Origin of the sequence: Actinomyces acetigenes (assembly GCF_031296635.1) — a bacterium.
Classification (GTDB): domain Bacteria; phylum Actinomycetota; class Actinomycetes; order Actinomycetales; family Actinomycetaceae; genus Actinomyces; species Actinomyces acetigenes.
On record NZ_JASPFC010000001.1, the window covers coordinates 55,099 to 78,064 of the forward strand.

The following is a 22,966-nucleotide window of genomic DNA, read 5'->3' on the forward strand; positions in this document are numbered from 1 at the left end:
CTCCTCACCTCAGTCCTTCGTGAACATGGCGAGCATGCGGTGGGTGACCGCGAAGCCGCCGACGATATTGATCGTGGCCAGGACCACCGCCGCAAGGCTGATGGCGCTGATGAGCGGATGAGGGTTGCCGACCTGCGAGATCGCCCCGACCAGGATGATTCCCGAGATCGCGTTGGTCACCGACATCAGCGGCGTGTGCAGGGCCGGGGTCACGTTGGAGATGACGTGAAAGCCCAGGATCACCGAGAGCATGAGCACGATGTAGTGACTCGTGGCGGCCGACGGCGTCACCAGCACCAGGGCCGCGGCCACGAGCGCCGCGGCGGCCAGCCCCAGCCACTGCCGGGAGCGTGAGCGCGCCTGGGCCGCGCGGGCGGTCTCCTGGGCGGCCGCGTCGTCGGCGGCCGTCTGCTCCGGCCGGCTCGGGGCGGGGGTTGCCGACACCTGGATCGGGGGAGGGGGCCACAGCAGCTCGCCGTCGTGGGTGACCGTGATGGCCCGGATCACCTCGTCGTCCAGGTCCAGGGTGAGGGCGCCGTCCTTGTGGGGGGTGATCAGGCCCAGCAGGTTGACGATGTTGCGCCCGTAGAGCTGGGTCGCCTGCGCGGGCAGCATCCCGGCCAGGTCCGTGTGCCCCACGATGGTGACGCCTCCGTCAGTGGTGACCACCTGCCCGGGCACCGTCAGCTTGGTGTTGCCGCCGGTGGCCGCCGCCATGTCGATGATGACCGATCCGGGGCGCATGGCTTCGATCGCGGAGCGGTCCAGGAGCACCGGGGCACGGCGGCCCGGGATGCTCGCCGTGGTGATGACGACGTCGGACTCGGCGGCCTGCTGGGCGTAGAGCGCGTTGGCCGCGCTCGCCTGGTCGGCGCTCATCTCCTTGGCGTAGCCGTCGGAGGACACCTCCTGGGCACTGGGCAGCGGCACGAACTGCGCCCCCATGGAACGCACCTGGTCGGCGACCTCCGGACGCACGTCGGAGCCGCGCACCTGCGCGCCCAGGGAGCAGGCGGTCCCGATGGCGGACAGGCCAGCCACGCCCGCGCCGATGACGTAGACGGTGGCGGGCGGGAACTTGCCGGCGGCGGTCACCTGCCCGCTGAACAGCCTGCCCAGGTGCGCGGCCGCCTCGATGACGGCGCGGTAGCCGGCCAGGTTCGCCTGCGAGGAGAGCACGTCCAGGGACTGCGCCCGCGAGATCCTGGGGACCACGTCCAGGGCCAGGGCGGTGACGCCGCGCTCGCGCAGCGACTCGAGGAGCTCGGGGCGGCGCGCCGGGTCCATGCGGCAGATGAGGACCGCGCCCCGGCTCATGAGCGCCAGGTGCTCCTCGGCGGGGGTCGAGGAGCTTACCACGACGTCGCAGCCCCAGACCTGGGCCCCGCCGGCCAGGCGGGCCCCGGCGGCCTCATAGGCCTCGTCGGGGAACTGCGCCCGCGCCCCGGCGCCGTGCTCGACCAGGACCTCGTAGCCCAGGCGGATCATCCGCTCCACCGTCTGCGGGCTCGCAGCGGCACGCGGCTGATCGGCCGGCTCACAGGGGACTCCGATACGCATAGTGCCTCCTTGCACGATGAGGGTGCCACCATGGGCACGTCGCAAAACTTATCGGCAAGATAGAAGGTGATGCGCCCCTGGGCAAGGGACTGTTGGCGCTGAACCGGAGAAATGGGCGGCGGTGCGCGCCGCAGAGGCGCCCGGCCTCCCGTGGGGGAGGCCCCGGCGGTGGACGGAATAACGGAGTTCAGGGACGGGCCATGTCCCAGCAGCGGGCGCCTCCGGTCATGCCGGCCTCGTTGGGGACCACGACGACGTCGTCGCCGATCCTGGCCAGCTGGGTCGCCGTGATCCGCCGCGAGTTGCCGCCACCCAGGTAGAGGCGGTCCCACAGGTACATGGGGCGCAGGGCGTCGACGACGCGGCGCACCCGACGCGACCAGTGCGCGTCGCCCAGGCGCAGGCGCTCGTGCTCGCCGATGTAGTCGTCATAGGTCAGTCCCCAGCGCACCGGCCCCTGGGAGACCTCCACGTGCGGGGCCAGGACCCCGTTGTCGAAGACGGCGTTGCCCAGGCCCGTGCCCAGGGTCACGATCATCTCCAGGCCGTGGCCCGTGACGACGCCGGCCCCGGCGACCTCGGCGTCGTTGAGGACCAGGGAGGGGATGCCCAGGGCCCGGGAGATGGCGGTGCCCATGTCGAAGCGGGCCCAGGCCTCCACCAGGTCGGGCAGCACCTTGGAACGGGGGCCGTCCTTGGTGATGTAGTGCGGGGTGGCGATGACGACCCCGTGGCGGATCATGCCCGGCATCCCCACCGTCACCCGGTTCGCGCCCGGCAGCTGGGAGGCCAGTGAGGCGATGGTCTCCACCAGCTTCGTCGGTGGAAGCGGGTAGGGGGTCGGGGTGCGCACGGCGCGGGAGATGATGTTGCCCTCGCAGTCCAGCACCGAGGCCTTGATGCCGCCGCCTCCGCAGTCCACGGACAGAGTCGTTGTGCTCACGGCCGCGAGCCTAGTGGAAGCACGAGTCCGTTGCGGTTCAATGGGGGGCATGCCACGCATCCGCCTCGACCTGGCCTACGACGGGACCTTCTTCTCCGGGTGGGCCGCCCAGCCCGGGCTGCGCACTGTCGAGGGGGTCCTCACCTCCGCCCTGGCCACCGTGCTGCGTGAGCCCGTCCGCCTCACCGTGGCCGGACGCACCGACGCCGGCGTTCACGCCGCCGCCCAAGTGGCCCACCTCGATACGAGCCCCGAGGCCTGGACCGCACTGCCCGGACGCTCCGGGCGCCTCCCCGAGGCCGCCCTGCTCACCCGGGTGGCGGGCGTCCTGGCCCGCGAGGCCCAGGAGAGCCTGACGCGCACGCCGCGCGGGGCCGGCGACGTCGTCGTCACCGGGGCGCGCACCGTGCCGGAGGAATTTGACGCCCGCTTCGGCGCCCTGAGCCGCCGCTACACCTACCGGATCGCCGACGCCGCCGCCCCGCGCGACCCCGTCCGGCGCGCCACCGTCCTGTGGCTGCCCGATGCGCTCGACGTCGAGGCCATGGACGCCTGCGCCCGGCCTCTGCTCGGCGAGCACGACTTCCTGTCCTACTGCAAGCCCCGCCAGGGTGCCACGACCATCCGCACCCTGCGCACCCTGCAGTGGCGACGGGCCCAGGCCGGGCCGGACGCCGGGCTCGTGACCCTGAGCGTCGTCGCCGACGCCTTCTGCCACTCCATGGTCCGGTCCCTGGTAGGGGCGGGCCTGGCCGTCGGGCAGGGACGCAAACCGGTCACCTGGCCGCGCCAGCTCCTGGACGCCCGCACGCGCCAGAGTGCCGCCCCCGTCGCCCCGCCGCACGGGCTGACCCTGGAGGAGATCACCTACCCGGCCGACGACGAGCTCGCCGCCCAGGCCGAGCGCGCCCGCACCACCCGGCATCTGAGCTGCTGACCCGCGGCCAGGAGCCCACCTGGTCGCGTGGTGCGATTCACGGAACTGGGCAGCCGCACCTTTTGACCCTCCCGTGGGGCGCCCGGTACTGTTGGCAATCGTCGTGCAGCACACGTGTGCGTGTCCGCGGTGCCGTCCCACTCGCCCCGGGTCGCCTGTGCTCCGACCACTCACCTGACCATGGTGGTCTCGCCGAACCGCGAACGCTTCACCGCGCTTCGGCGTGCCCACTCGCCAAGAGAAACGAAGGCAACGCCCGTGCGCACGTATACACCGAAGCCCGGCGACGTCGAGAAGAACTGGTACGTCATTGACGCCACCGACGTCGTCCTGGGTCGACTCGCGGCCCAGGCCGCCACCCTGCTCCGTGGGAAGCACAAGCCCCAGTTCGCCCCCAACGAGGACTGTGGCGACTACGTCGTCATCATCAATGCCGACAAGGTGGCTCTTACCAATGGCAAGGCTGATAAGAAGTTCGCCTACCGCCACTCCGGCCACCCGGGTGGTCTGACCGCCGTCTCCTACCGCGAGCTGCTGGCCACCCGCCCCGAGCGCGCCGTCGAGAAGGCCATCAAGGGCATGGTTCCCCACACCAAGCTCGGTCGCGCCCAGCTCAAGAAGCTCAAGGTCTACGCAGGTGCCGAGCACCCGCACGCCTCCCAGAGCCCGAAGACGTTCGAGATCACCCAGGTCGCCCAGTAAGCGCTCCAGCGCTCGGCACCCCGCGACAAGCAAAGGACATATCGTGGCTGAGACCACTGTCGACATTGACGCGCTGGACGAGGAGAACGCCCCCTCCAGCTACACCACCGAGACCGAGGAGTCCGCTCCTGGTCGCGGCCAGTCCATCACCGCCCCCGGCTCCGGCCTGGGTCGCCGCAAGGAGGCCGTCGCTCGCGTGCGCCTCGTTCCCGGCACCGGCCAGTGGACGCTCAACGGCCGCTCCCTGGAGGACTACTTCCCCAACAAGCTGCACCAGCAGCTCGTGCGCGCCCCCTTCACCATCCTGGACCTCGAGGGCCGTTTCGACGTCGTCGCCCGCATCAACGGCGGTGGCGTCTCCGGCCAGGCCGGCGCCCTGCGCCTGGGCATCGCCCGCGCGCTCAACGAGATCGACCGTGAGGCCAACCGCGCCACCCTGAAGAAGGCCGGTTTCCTCACTCGCGACTCGCGCATCGTGGAGCGCAAGAAGGCCGGTCTGCACAAGGCCCGTCGCGCCCCCCAGTACTCCAAGCGCTGATCGGGCCAGGTTCTGGCCGAACCGGCCGGGCCTCCGCTCCGCTTGCCTACGACGGCGGCCGTCCCCTTCCCGGGGCGGCCGCCGTCGTCATGTGTCAGGGGCGGCGGAGAGCCTCCCGGGCGGCGGCGCCAAAGTCGATACGCAGCCGGCATGAAGCCGATGCTCTCAGGTGAAGGGCGTCATCTCGGGCGCGCGTCGCCGGCTGCGCGCCACCGCAGGACATCAGACCTTGTGCGCTGGCCGAAGGTTGGGCCCCGATGTTCGGCGCTCCGTGGCAGGATGGTGCTGTTTCGTCACCCCTCAGGAGGATTTCCATGGCTCGTCTCTTCGGAACCGACGGCGTACGCGGCCTGGCCAACGACCTGCTCACGCCGACCCTGGCCGTGCAGCTCGGTGAGGCCGCGGCCCGCGTCCTGACCAAGGACACTTCCGCCGCACGCAGCTCACGCAGAGGCCGCCCCCGGGCCATCGTGGGCCGCGACACCCGCGCCTCCGGAGAGTTCCTCGACCACGCCATCAGCGCGGGCCTGGCCTCCTCCGGCATCGACGTCACCCGCGTGGGCGTCCTGCCCACCCCGGCGATCGCCCACCTGACGGCCACCCAGGACATCGAGCTGGGCGTCATGATCTCCGCCTCCCACAACCCCTTCCCGGACAACGGCATCAAGTTCATCGCCCGCGGCGGCTACAAGCTCGCCGACGCCGTCGAGGACGAGATCGAGGCCCTCCTGGGCAAGATCAGCGACCGCCCCACCGGCGCCGACGTCGGTCGCGTCATCAAGGGTGAGACCGTCGCCGACCAGAACTACATCAACCACCTCGTCGACTCCGCTGCCACCGACCTGTCCGGGCTGCGCATCGTCGTCGACGCCTCCAACGGTGCCGCCTCCGTCGTGGGTCCTGCCGCGCTGCGGGCCGCCGGCGCCGAGGTCATCGTCATCAACGCCTCCCCGGACGGCCTCAACATCAACGACAACTGCGGCTCCACCCACCCCGAGCAGCTGCAGAACTACGTCAAGGCGGTGGGAGCGGACATGGGTGTGGCCTACGACGGTGACGCCGACCGCTGCCTGGCCGTGGACGCCGACGGCCAGCTCGTCGACGGTGACCAGATCATGGGCATGCTCGCCATCGGCATGAAGGCCGACGGCACCCTCGGCTCCGACACGCTCGTCGTCACCGTCATGAGCAACCTCGGCCTCATCCTGGCCATGCGCGAGCACGGCATCCGCACCGTCCAGACCGGCGTGGGCGACCGCTACGTGCTCGAGCGGATGCTCCAGGGCGGCTACACCCTGGGCGGCGAGCAGTCCGGGCACGTCATCGACACCGTCCACGCCACCACCGGTGACGGCGTGCTCACCTCCCTGCACGTGGCCGCGCGCGTCAAGCGCACCGGCAAGACGCTGGCCGAGCTGGCCAGCATCGTCACCCGCCTGCCCCAGACCCTCATCAACGTCAAGAACGTCGACAAGGGCGCCGCCAGCACCAACAAGGCCGTGCAGGACGCCGTGGCCTCCGCGGAGAAGGACCTGGGCGAGACCGGTAGGGTCCTGCTGCGCCCCTCGGGCACCGAGCCGCTCGTGCGCGTCATGGTCGAGGCCGCCACCCAGGAGGAGGCCGACCGCGTGGCCCGCTCCCTGGCCGACACCGTCAAGAACAACCTCAGCCTGTGAGCTGACGGCGGTTTCCTTCCCCTGCCTTCAGAAGGCATCATGCCCGATCTATGTGCCCCGCCCAGAACCTATGGGCGGGGCACAGGGCACTGAAGGTTCTGGGACTGCAGGTGCATGGCGTGGCCGTGTAGTGGTCAACGTATATGCCTCAGCCTCAATGTTATTGCCGATCTACTTTTGATATAACCGTTGGGATACAGCGTCTAACAAAACGACCATGCCATACTGGGAGCGTCTTACGACGAGTCATACAGGCAGGTAATCGACTGGATGGAACAGCACTTCAGGAGCTGGCAGAGATGAGTGACACCAAGACGACGCGGCGTGATGCGGCGCGCGCTGTGGGGCTCTTCCTCGGTACGACTCAGGGGCGGGAGCTGTTCAGGCGCAACCACTACCTCAATGACACCAGGATCCTTGCGGTCCCTGAGTCCGAGCCCATCGGCTCCGTGATCGCCGATCACCTCGACCACGGTGCCGACACGATAGTCGCCGTGTTCTTCCCCGATCGTCAGGGCAGCAAGCGCTTCGGCTTTTTCAGGTGGGAGATGCCTTCAAAGCAGGCCCCCGAAGGTTGGTGTGCTGCCGAAGGGGTGACGCTCGGGGCCGGACCTCAGGGCCACACATCGTCCATCGGCGCTGTCATGGATACGATGAAGGCTCAACGTTTTACTCTTTCTGACGATGGTCCTCACGATGATGTCCCGGATGTGTCTGCCCTGCTCAGGCACATGTCGTCTCAAGCCTTTGCTGCTTCCTAGCACCTGAGTCTCACCTGCGGACCTCGGGGCCGGTCGCGGCTGGCGCCACCAGTACGGTGGCCGGCCTCGCGACCAGCCCCTGCATGTGGAACACCGCCTCAGGGCGATGGGGGACAATGGACCCGTGACCTCCCCGTACCGCCTGACTCTCCTGACGGAGCCGCCAACCTGGCATGGCAGGGCCCTGAGCGGGAGGAGCCTTGACCTGCTCGCCGTGCTCGCCGGCAGCCAGGACGCCAGGGTGAGCGACAACGCCCTCATCGAGGCCCTGTGGCCCGAGGACGTCCCAGCCCGACCCCTGCGGGCGCTGCACGTCGTCGTCTCCCGGCTGCGCGCCGTCGTGGGGGAGGGCGTCGTCGAGCGCAGCGGCGACGGGTACCGGCTGGAGCTGGCGGAGGCGGAGGTCGATGTCCGGGACCTGTCGGGCAGGGCGCACCGGGCCCGGGCCTGCGCCGCCGCCGGCCAGTGGGAGCAGGTCCTCGATCTCACCGACTCCCTGCCACCAGTGCCTGTTCCCGACGAAGCCGATGACAACGGTGGAGCGGGAGACGCCCCTGTGGTCCTCCTGCGGGAGCGGGCCGCAGCCCTGACCGAGGGGGCCCGCCGCGACCGGGGACTCGCCCTGGAGGCCACCGGTGAGCACGAGCAGGCCGCGGACCTGCTGCGCGAGGCCGCCCAGCGCGATGGCGGCGACGAGACCGTCCTGGCCGCCCTCGTGCGCGCCGAGTCCTGGGCGCGCTCACCCGCTGCGGCCCTGAGGATCTACGAGCAGTACCGCCGTCGGCTGCGCGAGCTGGGAGCCGTGCCCGGCCCCGCCATGCGCGCCGCCCACGAGGCCGTCCTGGCCGCCGAAAACCCCGTGCGCCACGGCCTGGAGCCCGAGCCCGAGCACTTCCTGGGGCGCGAGGCGGATGTGACCGGTGTTCTCAAGACCTTGAGCACCCACCATCTGGTGACGATCACCGGCCCCGGCGGAGTCGGCAAGACGACCCTGGCTCAGGTGGTGGCGGCCCGCAGCCGCCGCCCCGCCGTCTACGTCGTCGCCCTCGCCGAGGTGCTGCCCGGGGCCGATCTGACCAAAGTCCTGCTCGACGCCGTCGGAGGTTCCGCGGTCGTCAACGGCGACCCACGCCGCGATCTGGCCGCCGCCCTCTCCCAGCCCGGAACCGTCCTGGTGCTGGACAACTGCGAGCACCTGGCTGACCAGGTCGCCGACCTCGTCGGGCCGCTCCTGGGCGCCTGCCCCGACCTGCGTGTCCTGGCGACCTCGCGCCGCCCCCTCGACCTGGCCGCGGAGCACGTCCACCGTCTTGAGGCTCTCGATGCGGCCTCGTCCGCCGAGCTCTTCCGCGCTCGCGCTCTGGCCGCTCGCCCCGGCCAGGTCATTGACGATGATGACCTGGGTGAGCTCCTGAGCCGGTTGGAGGGCATCCCCCTGGCCATCGAGCTGGCCGCCGCACGCACCCGCAGCCTGTCGGTCGGCCAGATCGCCGAGCGGCTGCCCGGCAGACCCGATCTGCTCACCGCCGCCCGCGACGCCCCGGCCCGTCAACGCACTCTGAGGGCGGTCATCGAGTGGTCCTGGAACCTGCTCGACGCCGCCGAGCGTCGCGCCCTGGCCCGGCTGGCCCTGCTCGCCGACGGCTTCACCCTCCTGCCCGCGGAGGCGCTCATCGGTGAGCAGGCCGCCGACCTCCTCGACGCCCTGGTCTCCCACTCCCTGCTCGTGGTGCGCGACCACGGCCTGCCCCGTTTCCACATGCTTGTCACCGTCCGCGACTTCGCCCTGGCGCAGCTGTCCGCCTCCGGCGACGAGGCCGAGGCTCGCGCAGCCCTGCACCAGTGGGCGGTGGACCTGTGCTCCCAGATCCGCTTTCCCGTGGACTCCGGAGACTTCGGCGATGCCAGTCACCCTGAGGCGCGCCACCACGACCGTCTCTTCCAGCAGGTCGCCGACAATGAGGCCGTCATCCTTCAGCAGCTCGACCGGCTCCTGGCGCAGGCCGACGGCCACGGCTCGGATCGCCTGCCGGCGGAGCTGCGCGACGCGATCTGCCTCATCGGCGCCGCACTCATGCGCCTGTGGAGTGTTACCTGGAGCTATGAGCGCATCGCCGACTACGGTGCGCGCCTCATCGGTCCCGCCGTCCAACCGGCCCAGGACCCGCGCGGCAACGAGGCAGGCCTAAGCGTCTTAGCCCTGTGCGTCACCCTCTTCGGGCTCCTGAGCCACGTGCCCGCACAGGTCCGCTCACGTCTGCCTGCGTCCTTCGACGGCGAGGGCACCTTCGCCCGGGTGCGGCGCTTCCTGCGTGCGGGCGACGAGCAGTGGCCCGAGCTGGCAGACGACGCCGACCCCTGGGTCGCCTGGGCGGCGACCCGCTGTCTGGCCGCCCAGCAGGAGGACGATGGTGACCCTCAGACCTCCCTGGAGACCATCGAGGCCCTGCTGGGGCGACTCCACAGTCACGACCTGGCCGGCATTCACCTGCTTGAGCTCCACCTCCACCGCCTGCAGGTGCTCATGTCCCTGGGGCGTTACAACCAGGTCATTGACGCCTGCTCGCGCGCCCAGGTGCTCCTGGAGCGGGTCCTGCCCAGCTGGGGCGAGTTCTTCCGCACGACGCTGCAGTGGGGGGACGCCTACTGCACGGTCTACCTCGATCCGCGCCCTGAGACTGCAACCGAGCTGCTGGAGAGGCTCGAGTCCGTCGACCTGCCGGAAACTATACGCTTCATCCTCCGCTCCGTGCGCGGCGAGCTGGAGCTCACCCGCGGGAACGTGCGCACCGCCGCCCTCATCCAGCGCGTGAGCCTGCACTACGCCAGGCACTGGCGATCCATCCTGGGGGCCGGCTCCCAGTGGGAGCTCTACAACTTGGGTATGTGCCTGGTCACTGACGTCGAGCTCAGCCCCGACGACGCCGTCGAGCTCGATGCTGGAGCCATCCGCGCCCGAGCCACCTCGCTGCTGCGTGACATCCTGTCCGACCCCGCTCCGCGGCAGCGTGACATCCCCACGATCATGGGCTTCGCCGCAGCTGTCGGTCTGTCCGCAGCAGCAGCCGCGGAGCCCGGCTCCCAACGACGGGCAGTGGGGGCCGAGCTGGTCGCCACTGCCCTGGCCGTGGGTACTAATCAGACTTACCGTCTGCTCTCCCACGACTACCTGCGCACCCGCACCGAGCAGCTCGACGCACCGGCGCTGGGTCAGGTCGAGGAGAGGATCCGGGGTCTGGACCGCAGCGAGCTCGTGGCTCACGCGGCCGACCTCGCCGGCCGTCTGGCGGGCGAGGTCGGCTGAGTCCTCGACGTACTGCTCAGGCGTTGCGCCGCTGGTAGCGGAAGACCGTCAGGGGAGCCATGATGGCCAGGACCAGCAGCGAGCCGATGATCGCGGCACGCACGTCCCCGGCCGAGCCCGCCGTTCCGTCCAGCAGATAGCGGCACCCGTCCACGATGTGTGAGACCGGGTTGTTGCGCACGAAGACCTTGAGCCATCCCGGCAGCGTCGAGGTGGGCACCATGGCGTTGGACAGGAAGGTCAGCGGGAACATGATGATCACCGAGAAGGAGGTGACCGCCTGGGCCGAGGAGAAGACCGTTCCCAGCAGCAGGAAGATCCAGGCGATGGCCCAGGCGCAGCCCGTCGCCAGAGCGATGGCGCCGAGCGTGCCTGACCAGCCGTTCTCAGGTCGGTAGCCCAGGACGTAGCCGGTGAGCGCGGTCAGCGAGGTGCAGATGAGGTAGCGCAGCACGTCGGAGACCATGGGGCCCAGGACGGGAGCGACCCGCGACATCGGCATGGCGCGGAAGCGGTCGAAGACCCCCTTGTCCATGTCCTCGCGCAGGTCCACGCCCACGCTCTGGCTCGTGGTCAGCGCGTTCATGATGACGAGCCCGGGGACAATCGTGGGTAGGTAGGCCTTGACGTCCCCGGCAATGGCGCCGCCGAAGAGCTCGCCGAACATGACGGTGAACATGATCGGTTGGAGAAGAACATCGAAGGACTCCCCAAAGTTGCGCACCATGGTGATGAGTGAGCGCCAGGCCATGGCCAGGGTGTCCGGGACGAGTCTGGCCTCGCTGAAACGCGAGACGCCGGAGGACAGGGAGGTGCTGGTCGATGTGGTTGTGGCTGCTGGGACGGTCATGACTGCTCCTTGACTTCTGAAGGACGGGCGGATGGGGAAGCGGGCGAGGCCGCGTCGTCGTGTCGCCCTGGCTGCCCGGTCAGGGCCATGAAGACCGAGTCCATGCTGGGGCGGTCCACCGAGACGGTTCTGGGGGACAGGCCGGCGTCGCGCAGGGCCACGAGTACCTCGGTGGCCACCGACGCATTGTTCAGCGGCGCCTGCAAGTGGGTGCCCTGATCGACGGTCGCCGGGGCGTGACCGGTCACCCGCTCGATGATGGCGGCGGTGGCTGCCTGGTCCTCGGGGGTCGCTGGCGTTAGCACGAGGGAGCTGCTGCCCACCCGGTCCTTGAGCTCATCGGGTGTGCCCTCGGCGATGAGCCGTCCGGCATCGATGATGCCGACCCGGTGAGCCAGGCGGTCGGCCTCCTCCAGGTACTGGGTGGTCAGCAGGATCGTGGAGCCGCCTTCCACCAGGGAGCGGATGACGTCCCACATCTGCTCGCGCGTGCGCGGGTCCAGGCCTGTGGTGGGCTCGTCGAGGAAGACGAGCGGGGGACGGGAGATGAGCGAGACCGCCAGGTCCAGTCGGCGCCGCATCCCACCGGAGTATCCGCTGACCCGCTTGCCACCGGCCTCAGTGAGACTGAAGGCGGCCAGCAGCTCGTCGGCCCGCTCACGCGCCCGGCGCCGGCCAAGACCCAGAAGGCACCCGAAGAGTCGCAGGTTCTCCACCCCGGTGAGCGTCTCGTCGACGCTGGCGTACTGGCCCGTCACCCCGATGAGACTGCGCACCGCATGGCGCTCGCGGACGACGTCGTGCCCCAGGACCATTGCCTGACCGCGAGTGGGCGCCAGCAGGGTGGTGATCATGCGCAGCGCCGTCGACTTGCCGGCACCGTTGGGGCCGAGCAGGCCGTAGACGATGCCGGTGGGGATCTCCAGGTCGAGGCCGTCAACGGCGGTGAAGGAGCCGAAAGTGCGGGTCAGGCCATCGGTCCTGATGGCCGGTGTCTCGCCCGGTGAGGGTGATTCGCTTACTGTTCGTGTTGCCATGCCGCCAAGGCTGGACCCCGTCGGTTTCACAGCGGCTTCAGCGCGACACCGTCCGGTTTCACGCCGTTTCGTTCCGCTCACGGACCATGTCAGGTAGGTGCTGATCACGGTGGGCGGCCTTGTCACGGGCCGCTTCGTAGCTCTTGTAGAAGATGGGCGCAGAGATCCCGTTGGTCCGGCCCTGCTCGTAGACGGTCCGGCACACGAACAACAGGTCAGCGGTGTTGCCATGCAGCGTCATGATCCGTCGGGTGAGAAGATTCCTGGCGAACATCCGCTTCATGAGGGGCGCGGACACGGCGGTCGGCAGCCGGTAGGCGAGCATCTCGCCGCGGTAGCGCCTCAGATCGACGCCGCGCGAGGCCACGATCCTCGATGTTTCCCGGATCGCCTTGACCACCCGGGCGAGCATCCTGGTAGAGCCCATGAGCTGCTCGGCGGCGCGCGTCGTGTCCTCGACGTCGCCGTACATTGCTGCCACGGCACCGACGCCGGCGTTGATCGCCATATGCAGCCAGATCCACTCGAGCATGTCATGGGGGCGCTCGAAGCCGACACCGCAGGAGCCGAACAGCGCCTCCACCCTCTCGTAGCCCGGGAAACGGGCTCTGTCTTGCCGCTCCAGCATGATGTGGGCGAAGACGCAGCAGGTGAGCTGTTCCCCCGTGATGCTCCCGCCCGCCACCGGGTACCCCAGGAGGACGTCGCGGCCGGCCATCAAACGGTCGAGCTCCTCGCGCTCTCCCCAGAACCCGCAGAACAGAAGCACGGGTCCCTCGATCCCGTTTGTGCGGAGGTCGGCCATCACCTCGGCGATCCTGCCCTGCGGCACTGAGACCACGATGAGGTCGTAGCTGGTGCGTCTCTGGTGGTGAACGGTGTACTGGTCACGGGTCAGCGAGCCTTTCGGGTCAGTCCTGCCATCGAGGATCTCGACCTCGAGTGAGCTGACTGAGGCCCTCGTGCTGCTTTGTCGCACCAGGTGCTCGACGTGGTGACCAGCCTTCTGAAAGAGGTATCCGTACGTCGTCCCGATCACCCCCAGACCGACGACAAGGACATTCATGGGAGCTGTAGGTGTTGCCTGCGTTGTCATGACCGTGAGCCTGTGGCCCTCCGGTTTCAGACCGGTTTCAGTGTCTGGTGCTCAAGGTCCGCTCAGGACCTGCGCCGCAGGACCCGGCTCACGCGGTGCTCGGCGTCCTTGGCCAGGACCAGGGCTGCCCGCCCCGGGAAGGTCATCAGATCAGGACCGGTGAAGGGCGGGTTCTGGTGTGATTCAAACAGGCGTGGATGCCACTATTTTTAACATGTAAACCTCGTCGTGTCTGTTTTGTTTGATTGACGCCCATGGTGTGTCGTTTTATCATTCATTTATGATTAGTAGTAACATCGCCGCCTTGCGTAAAAAGCATCGCTGGACTCAGGAAGCATTGGCAAACAAGGTTGGCGTCTCTCGGCAGACCATTGCCAAGTGGGAGGCTCCGGGTGGTAATCCCGACATTTCCTCATGTATTCGGCTAGCGCAGGCGTTCGATGTTGCGATCGACGATCTTGTCAACGGCGACACTTCATTTGTTTCCATGCTTGATCGCCCCGGCAAATACATATTTGGCACCGTTGTGATCGATCAGGATGGGAGACTCACGCTTCCAGTGCGCGCCAGAAAAGTATTCAACATTAAGCCTGGCGACGAGCTCCTACTTATCGGCGACATCGATCAGGGGCTCGCTTTGATGGATGCGCAGTTCTTTGTGCAGGCTGCTCGTCACGTGGAGGGAGATCATCGTGCGGCACATGACAATACTGAAAACTAAGCGAAAGAGGGTGCGCGTGCTGATAATCATTTGCGCCGTGCTTGGCTTGCTCGGGGGAGGCGTGACTTATTATGCTCATCGAAATATGACCTATGATCGGGCTGCTGAAACGGTTGTTCGTCGTGCTGGTTTTGTCGAAAGGCAGGTAACGCTGCCGAGCGGTTCAGTCATTCACTATGGTGAAGGGCCTGCCAATGGTTCGCCGCTCATGTTGGTCCACGGCCAGCAAACAACGTGGAGGGACTATAGTGCGGTGCTCGGGGAGCTATCTCAACGCTATCACGTGTTTGCGGTCGACTGTTATGGCCATGGTGGATCGAGTAAAAATCCGGCAGATTATACGGCGATCAAGAATGCGATTGATTTCGTGTGGTTTATCCAGCATGTTGTCAAGTCTCCAGTCTTGATCTCCGGTCACTCTTCGGGAGGTCTGTTGGCGACTATCGTTGCCGCCAGGGCTCCGCAGCTTGTCACTGGTTTGTTGATTGAGGATGCGCCATTCTTTGCGACTGAACCTGGAAGGGCTGAGAAGACATTTGCTTGGCTCGGGTTTCGCGATATGCATCGTTTTTTGCGAAGCGGTGAACGAAATTTCACCCGCTACTCGCTTGAGCACACCTATCTTGCGCAAGTTCTTGGGCAAAAGAACTTTGATGTGTTTGTTAAGCGTCCTGCCCTCGATTACATGAGGCGCCACCCTGGCGAAATACCGCGCCTTTGGTATTATCCTCCTGAGCTGCATGTCAATGAGTTCTTCGACTTGACGGCTAACTTGCAGGATGGTACGGGCGCCTATGACTTACGATTTGGTGAGACCTTCTATAATTTCTCGTGGTTTGCTGGTTTTAATCAGGCGGAAACACTGAAGTCTGTTCGCTGTCCGTCAATTATTTTACATGCTGCTCATCCATCAAATATGCAGGGCTACTATGATGGTCGTGGGGTGCTGCTCGGTGCTATGGATGATCGTGATGCGTCGCGTGTCCACTCGCTTCTCTCTCGTGGCACTCTAGTTGACAACGTTAAAAGCGGTCATGATATTCATTCTGAACAACCTGAGGTTTTTATCAAGGCTGTCGATGATCTTCGTTAACCTTGTTGCAGGAGTGGGGTGGGAGTGTTTTCTGAAAATCAAAATCGGTGCCGACGCCACGGTGTTAACGCTGGGTGCTGCACTGGACTCTTCGGGGAATCGGCCTGTTGGTGTCCACATCGGTGACAAAGGGACGTTCGAACCCCAGATCGCGTGAACGAGACTTGGATCATGCGGTTTTGCTTCGTTACCACGAGAACGGTCTGGGGCTTTGTCGCCGAAGGACGTCCTTGGCCCCTCTTCGGGTTGCTGACGGCGCATGCTTGATGCCGGTTCGGGCATGCCCCTCTTCTGGTGCGGTCTACTCCACGAGGGTGGGGATCTACTGGCCAGGGGTTGTGCGCACTGCACGAAGGTCCTACCTACCTGGAGTACACCCAACCCTCCCGCAGTAGCACCCGACCCTCGTGCAGTGCACGCCCAAGGCCGGCAAGGCGGCTGCGGGCGACCAGGCCCGCTATGTCCGGTGAACCGGCGGATGACTTCACCCCAGGCAGCTCACCCCACTGGAGTCTCAGCGCGAGGAGGAATCAGGACTTGCGCAGCAGGACCCGGCTCATGCGGTGCTCGGCGTCCTTGGTCAGGACCAGGGTGGCCCGCCCCCGGGTGGGGGCGATGTTCTCGCGCAGGTTGACCAGGTTGACGCTCTCCCAGATCTCGCTGGCCCCGGCCAGGGCCACGTCGTCGGGGATCTCGGCGAAGCGCCGGAAGTACGAGCCCGGCTGGGTGAAGGCCGTGTGCTTGAGGGTGAGGAACCGGTCCAGGTACCAGCGGCGGATGTCGCCGGGGTCGGCGTCGACGTAGATCGAGAAGTCGATGAAGTCGCTCACCGCCAGCGCCGAGGCCCCCGGCCGCGACCCCCGCGGGGCGGGCTGGAGCACGTTGAGCCCCTCCAGCACGAGGATGTCGGGACGCTCCACCGTCACGTGCCGGTCCGGGACGATGTCGTAGACCGTGTGCGAGTAGACGGGCGCCCGGACACACTCGCTGCCGGACTTCACCGCCGCCACGAACTCCAGCAGCGCGCGACGGTCGTAGGACTCGGGGAATCCCTTGCGGGCCATGAGTCCGCGCTCCTCAAGGACCCGGTTGGGCAGCAGAAAGCCGTCGGTGGTCACCAGGTCCACCCGGGGCGTGTCCGGGAAGCGGGCGAGCAGGTGGGCGATGAGGCGCGCCGTCGTCGACTTGCCCACGGCGACCGACCCGGCCACCGCGACGACGAAAGGCGTGGGCGGCTCCCTCACCCCCAGAAAGGCGCCAGTGCGGTGCGCCCGCTCCCGCGAGGTGGTGATGTAGTCCTCCAGCAGCGCGGTCAGGGGCCGGTAGACGGCGTCGACCTCAGCCAGGTCGATGGGATCGCCCAGTCCTCGCAGCTTCTCGACATCGGCCTGGGTCAGCGGCAGTGGCGCCGAGGACGCCAGGGCGGACCACTGGTCCCGGTCCAGCTCGATGTAGGGCGAGGCGCACGGGAAGCCCAGGTCACTCGGGTCGCTCAGCTCGGATGTCACTGACACAGTGTCGCAAATGACAAGGCGCGGCGGACGATCCCCGGGGAACGAATGGGGCTCGTCGGGGTGTTGGCGGGGAATCGAGGTCGCACGGAGATCACATCGAGATCACATCGACGTGTCCCTGCGCTCGTTGTCAACGCCGCGCCGGCATGATTCGATCGGAGCATGTGTGGAATTGTCGGCCACGTCGGCCCTCCGAGTGAAACTGGTTCCTCCCGTTCCCTGACCGTTCTGATGGATGGCCTCGGCCGTCTGGAGTACCGCGGCTACGACTCTGCGGGCGTCGCGTTGGTGGGTCCCTCCGGCCTGGATGTCGTCAAGGAGGCGGGCAAGCTCTCGGGCCTGCGCGCCATCCTGGAGGCCACCCCGCCGGCTCCTGCCACCGCGGGCATCGGCCACACCCGCTGGGCCACCCACGGCGGCCCGACGACGGCCAACGCCCACCCCCACCGCGCCGGCCATCTCGCCGTGGTTCACAACGGAATTATCGAGAACTTCCGCCCGCTGCGCGAGGAGGTCGAGGCCGCCGGGCGCGAGCTCCTCTCGGACACCGACACCGAGGTCGTCGCCCACGTCCTGGACATCGACTTCACCTCCCGTCTGCGCCAGGACCCGGCTGCCGCCTCCGACCCGGCCCGGGTCGCTGACCTCCTGGTCGCCTCGATGCAGGCCGTCACCGCCCGCCTCGAGGGCACCTTCGCGCTGTTGGCCGTCACCGCCCTGGCCCCCGCGGCGATCGTCGCCGCCCGCCGCTCCAGCCCCCTGGTCATCGGCCTGGGTGAGGGGGAGAACTTCCTGGGCAGCGACGTGGCCGCCTTCGTCGCCTTCACCAAGAAGGCCGCCGAGGTCGACGACGACCAGGTCCTCCTGCTGACCGCCGACGCCGTCCACGTCTGGGACCAGGACGGCAAGGCCGTCGAGCCCAAGACCTGGGAGGTCTCCTGGGATGCCTCCGCCGCCGTCAAGGGCGGCTACGACACCTTCATGGACAAGGAGATTCACGAGCAGCCCACCGCCGTGGCCGACACCCTGCGCGGCCGCGTCGACGAGCGCGGTGAGCTCCAGCTCGACGAGATGCGCATCGACCCCGCCGTCCTGCGCAGCGTCGACAAGATCATCGTCATCGCCTGCGGCACCGCCGCCTACGCCGGGCACGTCGCCAAGTACGCCATCGAGCACTGGTGCCGCATCCCCGTGGAGGTCGAGCTCGCCCACGAGTTCCGCTACCGCGACCCGGTCGTCAGCGAGAAGACCCTGACCGTGGCGATCTCCCAGTCCGGCGAGACCATGGACACCATCCAGGCCGTGCGCCACGCCCGTGAGCAGGGCAGCAAGGTCCTGGCCATCGTCAACACCTACGGCTCGACCATCGCCCGCGAGGCAGACGCCGTCCTCTACACCCACGCCGGCCCGGAGGTCGCCGTGGCCTCCACCAAGGCCTTCCTCGCCCAGATCACCGCCTGCTACCTGCTGGGGCTCTACCTGGCCCAGCTGCGCGGCAACAAGTGGCCCGACGAGGTCGCCGAGTACCTGGACAACCTCGCCGCCATGCCGGACCGCATCCAGCACGTCCTGGACCACCAGGAGGCCAGGGTGCGTGAGCTGGGCACCGCGCTGGCGGACAAGTCCTCTTTCCTGTTCCTGGGCCGCCACGTCGGCTTCCCGGTGGCGCTGGAAGGGGCGCTCAAGCTCAAGGAGCTCGCCTACGTCCACGCGGAGGGCTTCGCCGCCGGCGAGCTCAAGCACGGCCCGATCGCGCTCATCGAGGAGGGGCTGCCGGTCTTCGTCATCGTGCCCACCCCGCGCCGCCCCGTCCTGCACGACAAGGTCATCTCCAACATCCAGGAGATCCGGGCCCGCGGCGCGCGCACCATCGTCATCGCGGAGGAGGGGGATACCGACGTCGAGCCCTTCGCCGACCACATCATCCGGGTGCCCGTCACCCCCACGATCCTGTGGCCGCTGCTGACCGTGGTGCCGCTGCAGATCTTCGCCGCGGCGCTGGCCGGTGCCAAGGGGCTGGACATCGACCAGCCGCGCAACCTGGCCAAGTCCGTCACCGTCGAGTAGGGCCGACGCCGAGACGTCGACTCGACCCTCAACGGCGCCGAGCCCGTATCCCGGGCTCGGCGCCGTCGTCTACAGGGCGGGGCGAAGGGACCTGATCTGCTGCTTCGTGCGGGCCTGTGAGCGCTGGGAGGACAGGGCCAGGTCGTCGTCATTGTCGACGTGGTCGGCCTGGGCGACGACGAAGGCCTGGGCCATACCGCCGTCGTGGGCCAGGGAGAGGTGCCAGTGGCCGATGCCGGCCTGGCGCGCGGCCATCGCGGCCGCCCCGGTCAGGCGCAGGCGCGGCGGCGTGCCGGGCATCGAGGTCACCTCGATGTCCTGGTACTCCCACCCCTGGGGCGCGTCCAGCCCGAGTTCGGCGTGAGCCGACCCCAGGGCTTTGAGAACCGCCTCCTTGGCCGCCAGGCGCGCCCCGAGGGAGGCTGCCCGCTTCTGGCAGGCGGCCAGCTCGGCGGGGGTGAAGAGCCGCTCGCGCAGGCCGGGTACCCGGTCCATGTAGCCTTCGAGGCGGGGGATATCAACCAGATCGGTCCCTACAGCGCGAATCACTCGGCCATTGTGCCGGGTGAACGGGGACGGCGAGGGGTGAACGCGCCACCTAGTTCTAGAAAGGACAACTTCTTGCTGCCTGCCCGACGGCGGCCGACCTGGACCGGCAGCCACCGGGTGAGTCCCGTTGTGTGAAACTGCCTGTCTCAAAGCCGCGTTGGAGGGGCGAGGAGAGCAGAGCGGAGGACAATGGGACGGATGAGTGACCTCAACGACCTCCCGCGTTCCCACGACGTCACCGACCCCACCACCTGTGCCTGGCCCGCCCGGGAGATAGCCTCTGCGGAGGCCCCCGTCACCGCGGGAACCGACCGCTACATGAGAGCCGCCGCCCACGCGGTGGCCCGGGCGGCACTGCGCGAGCTGCGCCAAGGAGGCGGCACTGCGGGCACCGTGGCGGTCCCCGCCCGGTCGGTTCTGGCGCCAGTGTCCTCGGCGAGTCCCGTGGGGACGGCGCCGACCCCCTCCTCACCGCTCTCCCCGACGACGCCGCTGGGAGGAACAGGTGGTGGGGCAGGCGCGTGCGCGAGCCCCGGATGGATCTCCGGGGCCCCGGTACTCCTCTTAGTCGGCGGCGGCCACAACGGGGCCGACACCCTCCTGGCCGGTGGCCTGCTCGCCCACAGCGGCTGCGCGGTCAGCGCCGTGCTCGCCACCGAGCACCCCCATCCCGTCGCCCTGGAGGAGGCCCGCAGCCACGGCGTCACCATCCACGGAGCCGGCTACCGCAGCGATGACGGAACCGATCAGGCCTTAGCCGAGGCCGTGGCCGCTATCGAGGCCTTCCTCGTCCGCGGCGGACTCGTCCTGGACGGGCTCACCGGCATCGGCGCCACCGGGGCGCTGCGACCCGACGCCGCCGCTCTCATCGCCCCGCTCATCGCCGCCGGAGAACCGGGGCACCGCCCGCTGCGCGTCATCGCTGTCGACCTGCCCAGCGGAACCGGCGTCGACGACGGCACGGTGAGCGGCCCGGTCCTGGCCGCCGACCTCACCGTCACCTTCACCTGCCTCAAGGGATGCCAGTGCCTGCCCCCGGCCCGGCACCTGTGCGGCGTCGTCGAGGTCGTCCCCCTCGGGCTGCCCGCGCCCACGAGCCGGCCCCTGGCCCGCCACCCCGCCGACGGCGCCCTGGGCGACTACCTGAGACGAGCCCTTCGCGAGCCGGGCCCCGATGACCACAAGTACACCCGTGGCGTGGTCGGCCTGTGGGCCGGCAGCGAGACCTATCCCGGTGCCGCCGTCCTGGCCGCCAGCGGCGCCGTGCGCGCCGGCGCCGGCATGGTGCGCCTGACCGCGCCCAGGCGTGTGGAGGACCTCGTCCTGGCTGCCCGACCCGAGGTCGTCCCCGCCGCCGGACGCGCTCAGGCACTCATCCTGGGGCCGGGCATCGACCCCGCCGACACCACCAGGGCCGATGAGGTGCGAGCCGTGCTCGCCTCCACCCTGGCACCCTCCGGCGGAGGCAGGCAGGGCCACACCCGGATCCCCACCGTCGTCGACGCCGGCGCCCTGAGCATCCTGCCCGAGCTCCTCACTGAGGAGCTAGGCTGCACGCCGCTGCACGTGCTGACCCCGCACGCCGGAGAGGCCGCCGCGCTGCTGATCGCACTGGAGGACAAGGGGGCAGCGGCGCAGGAGACCCATGGGTGGAGCCGCGAGCGCGTCGAGGCCCACCCGGGGCTCGCCGCCCGCGAGATCTGCCGCCTCACCGGCGCCACCGTCCTGCTCAAGGGAGCCACCACCCTCATCGCCGCACCACAGCGCCCCGTGGTCAGTGTAGACAGCGGCCCCGGCTGGATGGCGAGTGCCGGAAGCGGGGACGTGCTGGCCGGGATCCTCGGAGCGGTCCTGGCCGGCGCCGCAGCCCGCTGGGAGCAGGAGACGGCGCCCGCCGCCTCGGACCCGACCTCAGTAGACGTCCTGGTTGAATCGGTGGCCGCCGGCGTCAGGCTGCACGCGCTCGCGGGGGCCTACGCCGCAGCAAGCCCGCAGGGCGCCGGGGGCACGGGGGTCGGCGGGCACCCGATCGCCGCCCTGGACATTGCCGCTGCCCTCGGCCCGGCCCGCCTCGAGCTCAACTGGCTCCAGGCGGTGCCCCACCCTTGAGGTGCGGCACCTGAAGCGGTGTCCAGCAGGCCTTCCGGCTCGAGGCGTGGGCCAGGATACAGCGGCGCCCTCGGCCACCCAGTGCGACAATCGCGCCGTGACCACCTCCCTGGACTCTGCCGCAACGACCTCCTCCACCGCTCCGCGATCCGCGCTCGCCCAGTGCGCGCCACCGGCGGCGGCTACCTCGCGGGCCGTCATCGACCTGGAGGCCGTGGCCCACAACGGGCGGCGCCTGGCGCAGGTGGCGGGTGTGCCGTGGATGGCCGTGGTCAAGGCCGACGCCTACGGTCACGGGCTGGGACCGGTCGGCCTGACCGCCCTGTCAGCGGGAGCCTCCTGGCTGGGAGTGGCCCAGCTCGTCGAGGCCCTGACGCTGCGCTGCCTGCTGGATGAGGCCGGTGTGAGCCGCCCGGTGGGGGAGCCCTCGGCGCAGGCCCCCCGGGTCCTCACCTGGCTCCTGCCCGTCATGGATCCTACCCGGGCGGCCGCCGAGGACTCGCCCCTGCGCGCCGCCCTGGCCGCTGACCTGGACCTGTCGGTGTCCACCCTGCCTCAGCTTGAGGCCCTGTCGGCGGCGGCCCGGGCGCAGGGGAGGACGGCGCGTCTCCACCTCAAGGTCGACACCGGCATGTCGCGCGGCGGCGCTACCCCCGAGGAGCTGCCGGCCCTGGCCGCCGCGCTGAGGCGGGCCGAGGACGAGGGGACGGTCGCCGTCGTCGGCCTGTGGTCCCACCTGTCGCGCGCCGACGAGCCTGCCAGCGGCTCCACCGAGGAGCACCTGGAGCGGTACCGGCAGGCCGAGCAGGTCGTCCGGGCCGCCGGCCTCAACCCGCCCATCCACCACCTGGCCGCCACCGGAGGACTCCTGTGGCACCCGCAGGCCCGTATGGACCTGGTGCGCGCAGGCATCGGCCTGTACGGGTTGAGTCCCGACCCCTCCGTGGCCACCGGCGCCGAGCTCGGGCTGCGGCCCGCCATGCGCCTGGAGTCCCCTCTGGTGCAGGTCAAGCGCATCGAGGCCGGGCAGGCCGTCTCCTACGGGGGGACCTGGAGCGCCCCCACCGACCGCTGGGTGGGGCTCGTGCCCCTGGGGTACTCCGATGGCGTCCCCCGCGCCGCCAGCTCCACCGGCCCCGTGGGAGTCGGCAGCATCATGACAACCGTCGTGGGGCGGGTGTGCATGGACCAGGTGGTCGTCGACCTCGGCCCGGCCGTGGACGAGACCGGAGCGCCCCTGCCGGCACCGGCCCAGGTCGGGGAGACCGCCGTGCTCTGGGGAGACCCCCAGGACTCAGATCAGGAGGCCGTCCCCACCGCGGATGACTGGGCGCAGGCCTGCGGCACCATCAACTACGAGATCGTGACCCGGTTGGGAGCTCGTGTCCCGCGCTGCTACGTCGGGGAGCCCGGCACTGGCGACTACTCTCGACCCTAGACGGCAGACGTCGGATATCGCCGGCCCCCATCAGGCCGGCCGGTTCCACCATCGGACCCATGCACGGATGA

18 protein-coding genes are annotated in these 22,966 nt (G+C 68.9%); 11 read left to right on the forward strand and 7 right to left on the reverse strand.

All coding sequences use genetic code 11. From position 1 onward, the window contains the following. Positions 1-9 precede the first annotated feature (9 nt). Both RIV14_RS00295 and RIV14_RS00300 read right to left on the reverse strand, forming a co-directional pair. A complete protein-coding gene (locus RIV14_RS00295) occupies positions 10-1,560 on the reverse strand; it encodes a Re/Si-specific NAD(P)(+) transhydrogenase subunit alpha (protein WP_075371554.1) in 1,551 nt (516 codons plus the stop codon). A 187-nt stretch (positions 1,561-1,747) separates the two neighbouring features. Next, positions 1,748-2,503, reverse strand: a complete 756-nt coding sequence (locus RIV14_RS00300; RefSeq protein ID WP_075371555.1) for an ROK family protein — start codon at positions 2,501-2,503, stop codon at positions 1,748-1,750. 49 nt (positions 2,504-2,552) lie between these two features. Here RIV14_RS00300 and truA point away from each other — a divergent pair, with 49 nt between their 5' ends. The 6 genes from truA (at position 2,553) to RIV14_RS00330 (ending at position 10,421) form a co-directional block, all read left to right on the forward strand. Beyond that, the gene (gene truA, locus RIV14_RS00305) at positions 2,553-3,440 is read left to right on the forward strand and encodes a tRNA pseudouridine(38-40) synthase TruA (RefSeq protein WP_081379435.1); all 888 of its coding nucleotides are present in this window, start codon (positions 2,553-2,555) and stop codon (positions 3,438-3,440) included. Between the two features lie 258 nt (positions 3,441-3,698). Continuing rightward, on the forward strand, positions 3,699-4,142 hold the full coding sequence (gene rplM / locus RIV14_RS00310; RefSeq protein ID WP_003789346.1) for a 50S ribosomal protein L13: 444 nt from the start codon (positions 3,699-3,701) through the stop codon (positions 4,140-4,142). 43 nt (positions 4,143-4,185) lie between these two features. Then, positions 4,186-4,680, forward strand: a complete 495-nt coding sequence (gene rpsI, locus RIV14_RS00315; RefSeq protein WP_003789348.1) for a 30S ribosomal protein S9 — start codon at positions 4,186-4,188, stop codon at positions 4,678-4,680. 314 nt (positions 4,681-4,994) lie between these two features. After that, on the forward strand, positions 4,995-6,356 hold the full coding sequence (gene glmM, locus RIV14_RS00320) for a phosphoglucosamine mutase (protein WP_075371557.1): 1,362 nt from the start codon (positions 4,995-4,997) through the stop codon (positions 6,354-6,356). Between the two features lie 299 nt (positions 6,357-6,655). Beyond that, a complete protein-coding gene (locus tag RIV14_RS00325; RefSeq protein ID WP_075371558.1) occupies positions 6,656-7,117 on the forward strand; it encodes a hypothetical protein in 462 nt (153 codons plus the stop codon). A 124-nt stretch (positions 7,118-7,241) separates the two neighbouring features. Continuing rightward, positions 7,242-10,421, forward strand: a complete 3,180-nt coding sequence (locus RIV14_RS00330) for an ATP-binding protein (protein ID WP_428978854.1) — start codon at positions 7,242-7,244, stop codon at positions 10,419-10,421. A 16-nt stretch (positions 10,422-10,437) separates the two neighbouring features. Here RIV14_RS00330 and RIV14_RS00335 read toward each other — a convergent pair whose 3' ends face one another. The 3 genes from RIV14_RS00335 to RIV14_RS00345 are packed head-to-tail and all read right to left on the reverse strand — an operon-like array spanning position 10,438 to position 13,374. After that, the gene (locus tag RIV14_RS00335; protein WP_075371560.1) at positions 10,438-11,271 is read right to left on the reverse strand and encodes an ABC transporter permease; all 834 of its coding nucleotides are present in this window, start codon (positions 11,269-11,271) and stop codon (positions 10,438-10,440) included. Further along, complete coding sequence (locus tag RIV14_RS00340) at positions 11,268-12,308, reverse strand: ATP-binding cassette domain-containing protein (protein WP_075371561.1); 1,041 nt, start codon at positions 12,306-12,308, stop codon at positions 11,268-11,270. The genes RIV14_RS00335 and RIV14_RS00340 overlap by 4 nt, the downstream gene beginning before the upstream one ends. 58 nt (positions 12,309-12,366) lie before the next feature. Beyond that, complete coding sequence (locus tag RIV14_RS00345) at positions 12,367-13,374, reverse strand: ketopantoate reductase family protein (RefSeq protein WP_075371562.1); 1,008 nt, start codon at positions 13,372-13,374, stop codon at positions 12,367-12,369. Between the two features lie 310 nt (positions 13,375-13,684). Between RIV14_RS00345 and RIV14_RS00350 the strand changes: the two genes are divergently transcribed. Both RIV14_RS00350 and RIV14_RS00355 read left to right on the forward strand, forming a co-directional pair. After that, entirely contained in the window at positions 13,685-14,125 is a 441-nt protein-coding gene (locus RIV14_RS00350; RefSeq protein ID WP_075371563.1) for a helix-turn-helix domain-containing protein, read from the forward strand. Then, the gene (locus tag RIV14_RS00355) at positions 14,106-15,218 is read left to right on the forward strand and encodes an alpha/beta fold hydrolase (protein ID WP_075371656.1); all 1,113 of its coding nucleotides are present in this window, start codon (positions 14,106-14,108) and stop codon (positions 15,216-15,218) included. Before RIV14_RS00350 ends, RIV14_RS00355 begins: the two co-directional genes overlap by 20 nt. A gap of 530 nt (positions 15,219-15,748) precedes the next feature. Here RIV14_RS00355 and coaA read toward each other — a convergent pair. Continuing rightward, complete coding sequence (gene coaA, locus RIV14_RS00360) at positions 15,749-16,732, reverse strand: type I pantothenate kinase (protein WP_075371564.1); 984 nt, start codon at positions 16,730-16,732, stop codon at positions 15,749-15,751. A 162-nt stretch (positions 16,733-16,894) separates the two neighbouring features. On the opposite strand from coaA, the gene glmS reads away from it, so the two are divergent. Next, the gene (glmS, locus tag RIV14_RS00365) at positions 16,895-18,799 is read left to right on the forward strand and encodes a glutamine--fructose-6-phosphate transaminase (isomerizing) (protein ID WP_075371565.1); all 1,905 of its coding nucleotides are present in this window, start codon (positions 16,895-16,897) and stop codon (positions 18,797-18,799) included. A 69-nt stretch (positions 18,800-18,868) separates the two neighbouring features. Here glmS and RIV14_RS00370 read toward each other — a convergent pair whose 3' ends face one another. Next, entirely contained in the window at positions 18,869-19,348 is a 480-nt protein-coding gene (locus RIV14_RS00370) for a holo-ACP synthase (RefSeq protein WP_075371566.1), read from the reverse strand. Between the two features lie 198 nt (positions 19,349-19,546). Here RIV14_RS00370 and RIV14_RS00375 point away from each other — a divergent pair, with 198 nt between their 5' ends. Both RIV14_RS00375 and alr read left to right on the forward strand, forming a co-directional pair. Further along, the gene (locus RIV14_RS00375) at positions 19,547-21,457 is read left to right on the forward strand and encodes a bifunctional ADP-dependent NAD(P)H-hydrate dehydratase/NAD(P)H-hydrate epimerase (protein WP_075371567.1); all 1,911 of its coding nucleotides are present in this window, start codon (positions 19,547-19,549) and stop codon (positions 21,455-21,457) included. A 97-nt stretch (positions 21,458-21,554) separates the two neighbouring features. Further along, the gene (alr, locus tag RIV14_RS00380; RefSeq protein ID WP_075371657.1) at positions 21,555-22,895 is read left to right on the forward strand and encodes an alanine racemase; all 1,341 of its coding nucleotides are present in this window, start codon (positions 21,555-21,557) and stop codon (positions 22,893-22,895) included. Positions 22,896-22,966: the final 71 nt, after the last annotated feature.

Bases quoted from the DNA above. Each gene is read 5' to 3' on its own strand.
- RIV14_RS00295 (WP_075371554.1), bottom strand. From the start codon at position 1,560: ATGCGTATCGGAGTCCCCTGTGAGCCGGCCGATCAGCCGCGTGCCGCT.
- truA (WP_081379435.1), top strand. From the start codon at position 2,553: ATGCCACGCATCCGCCTCGACCTGGCCTACGACGGGACCTTCTTCTCC.
- glmM (WP_075371557.1), top strand. From the start codon at position 4,995: ATGGCTCGTCTCTTCGGAACCGACGGCGTACGCGGCCTGGCCAACGAC.
- RIV14_RS00325 (WP_075371558.1), top strand. From the start codon at position 6,656: ATGAGTGACACCAAGACGACGCGGCGTGATGCGGCGCGCGCTGTGGGG.
- RIV14_RS00335 (WP_075371560.1), bottom strand. From the start codon at position 11,271: ATGACCGTCCCAGCAGCCACAACCACATCGACCAGCACCTCCCTGTCC.
- RIV14_RS00340 (WP_075371561.1), bottom strand. From the start codon at position 12,308: ATGGCAACACGAACAGTAAGCGAATCACCCTCACCGGGCGAGACACCG.
- RIV14_RS00345 (WP_075371562.1), bottom strand. From the start codon at position 13,374: ATGAATGTCCTTGTCGTCGGTCTGGGGGTGATCGGGACGACGTACGGA.
- RIV14_RS00350 (WP_075371563.1), top strand. From the start codon at position 13,685: ATGATTAGTAGTAACATCGCCGCCTTGCGTAAAAAGCATCGCTGGACT.
- RIV14_RS00355 (WP_075371656.1), top strand. From the start codon at position 14,106: ATGACAATACTGAAAACTAAGCGAAAGAGGGTGCGCGTGCTGATAATC.
- glmS (WP_075371565.1), top strand. From the start codon at position 16,895: ATGTGTGGAATTGTCGGCCACGTCGGCCCTCCGAGTGAAACTGGTTCC.
- RIV14_RS00375 (WP_075371567.1), top strand. From the start codon at position 19,547: ATGAGTGACCTCAACGACCTCCCGCGTTCCCACGACGTCACCGACCCC.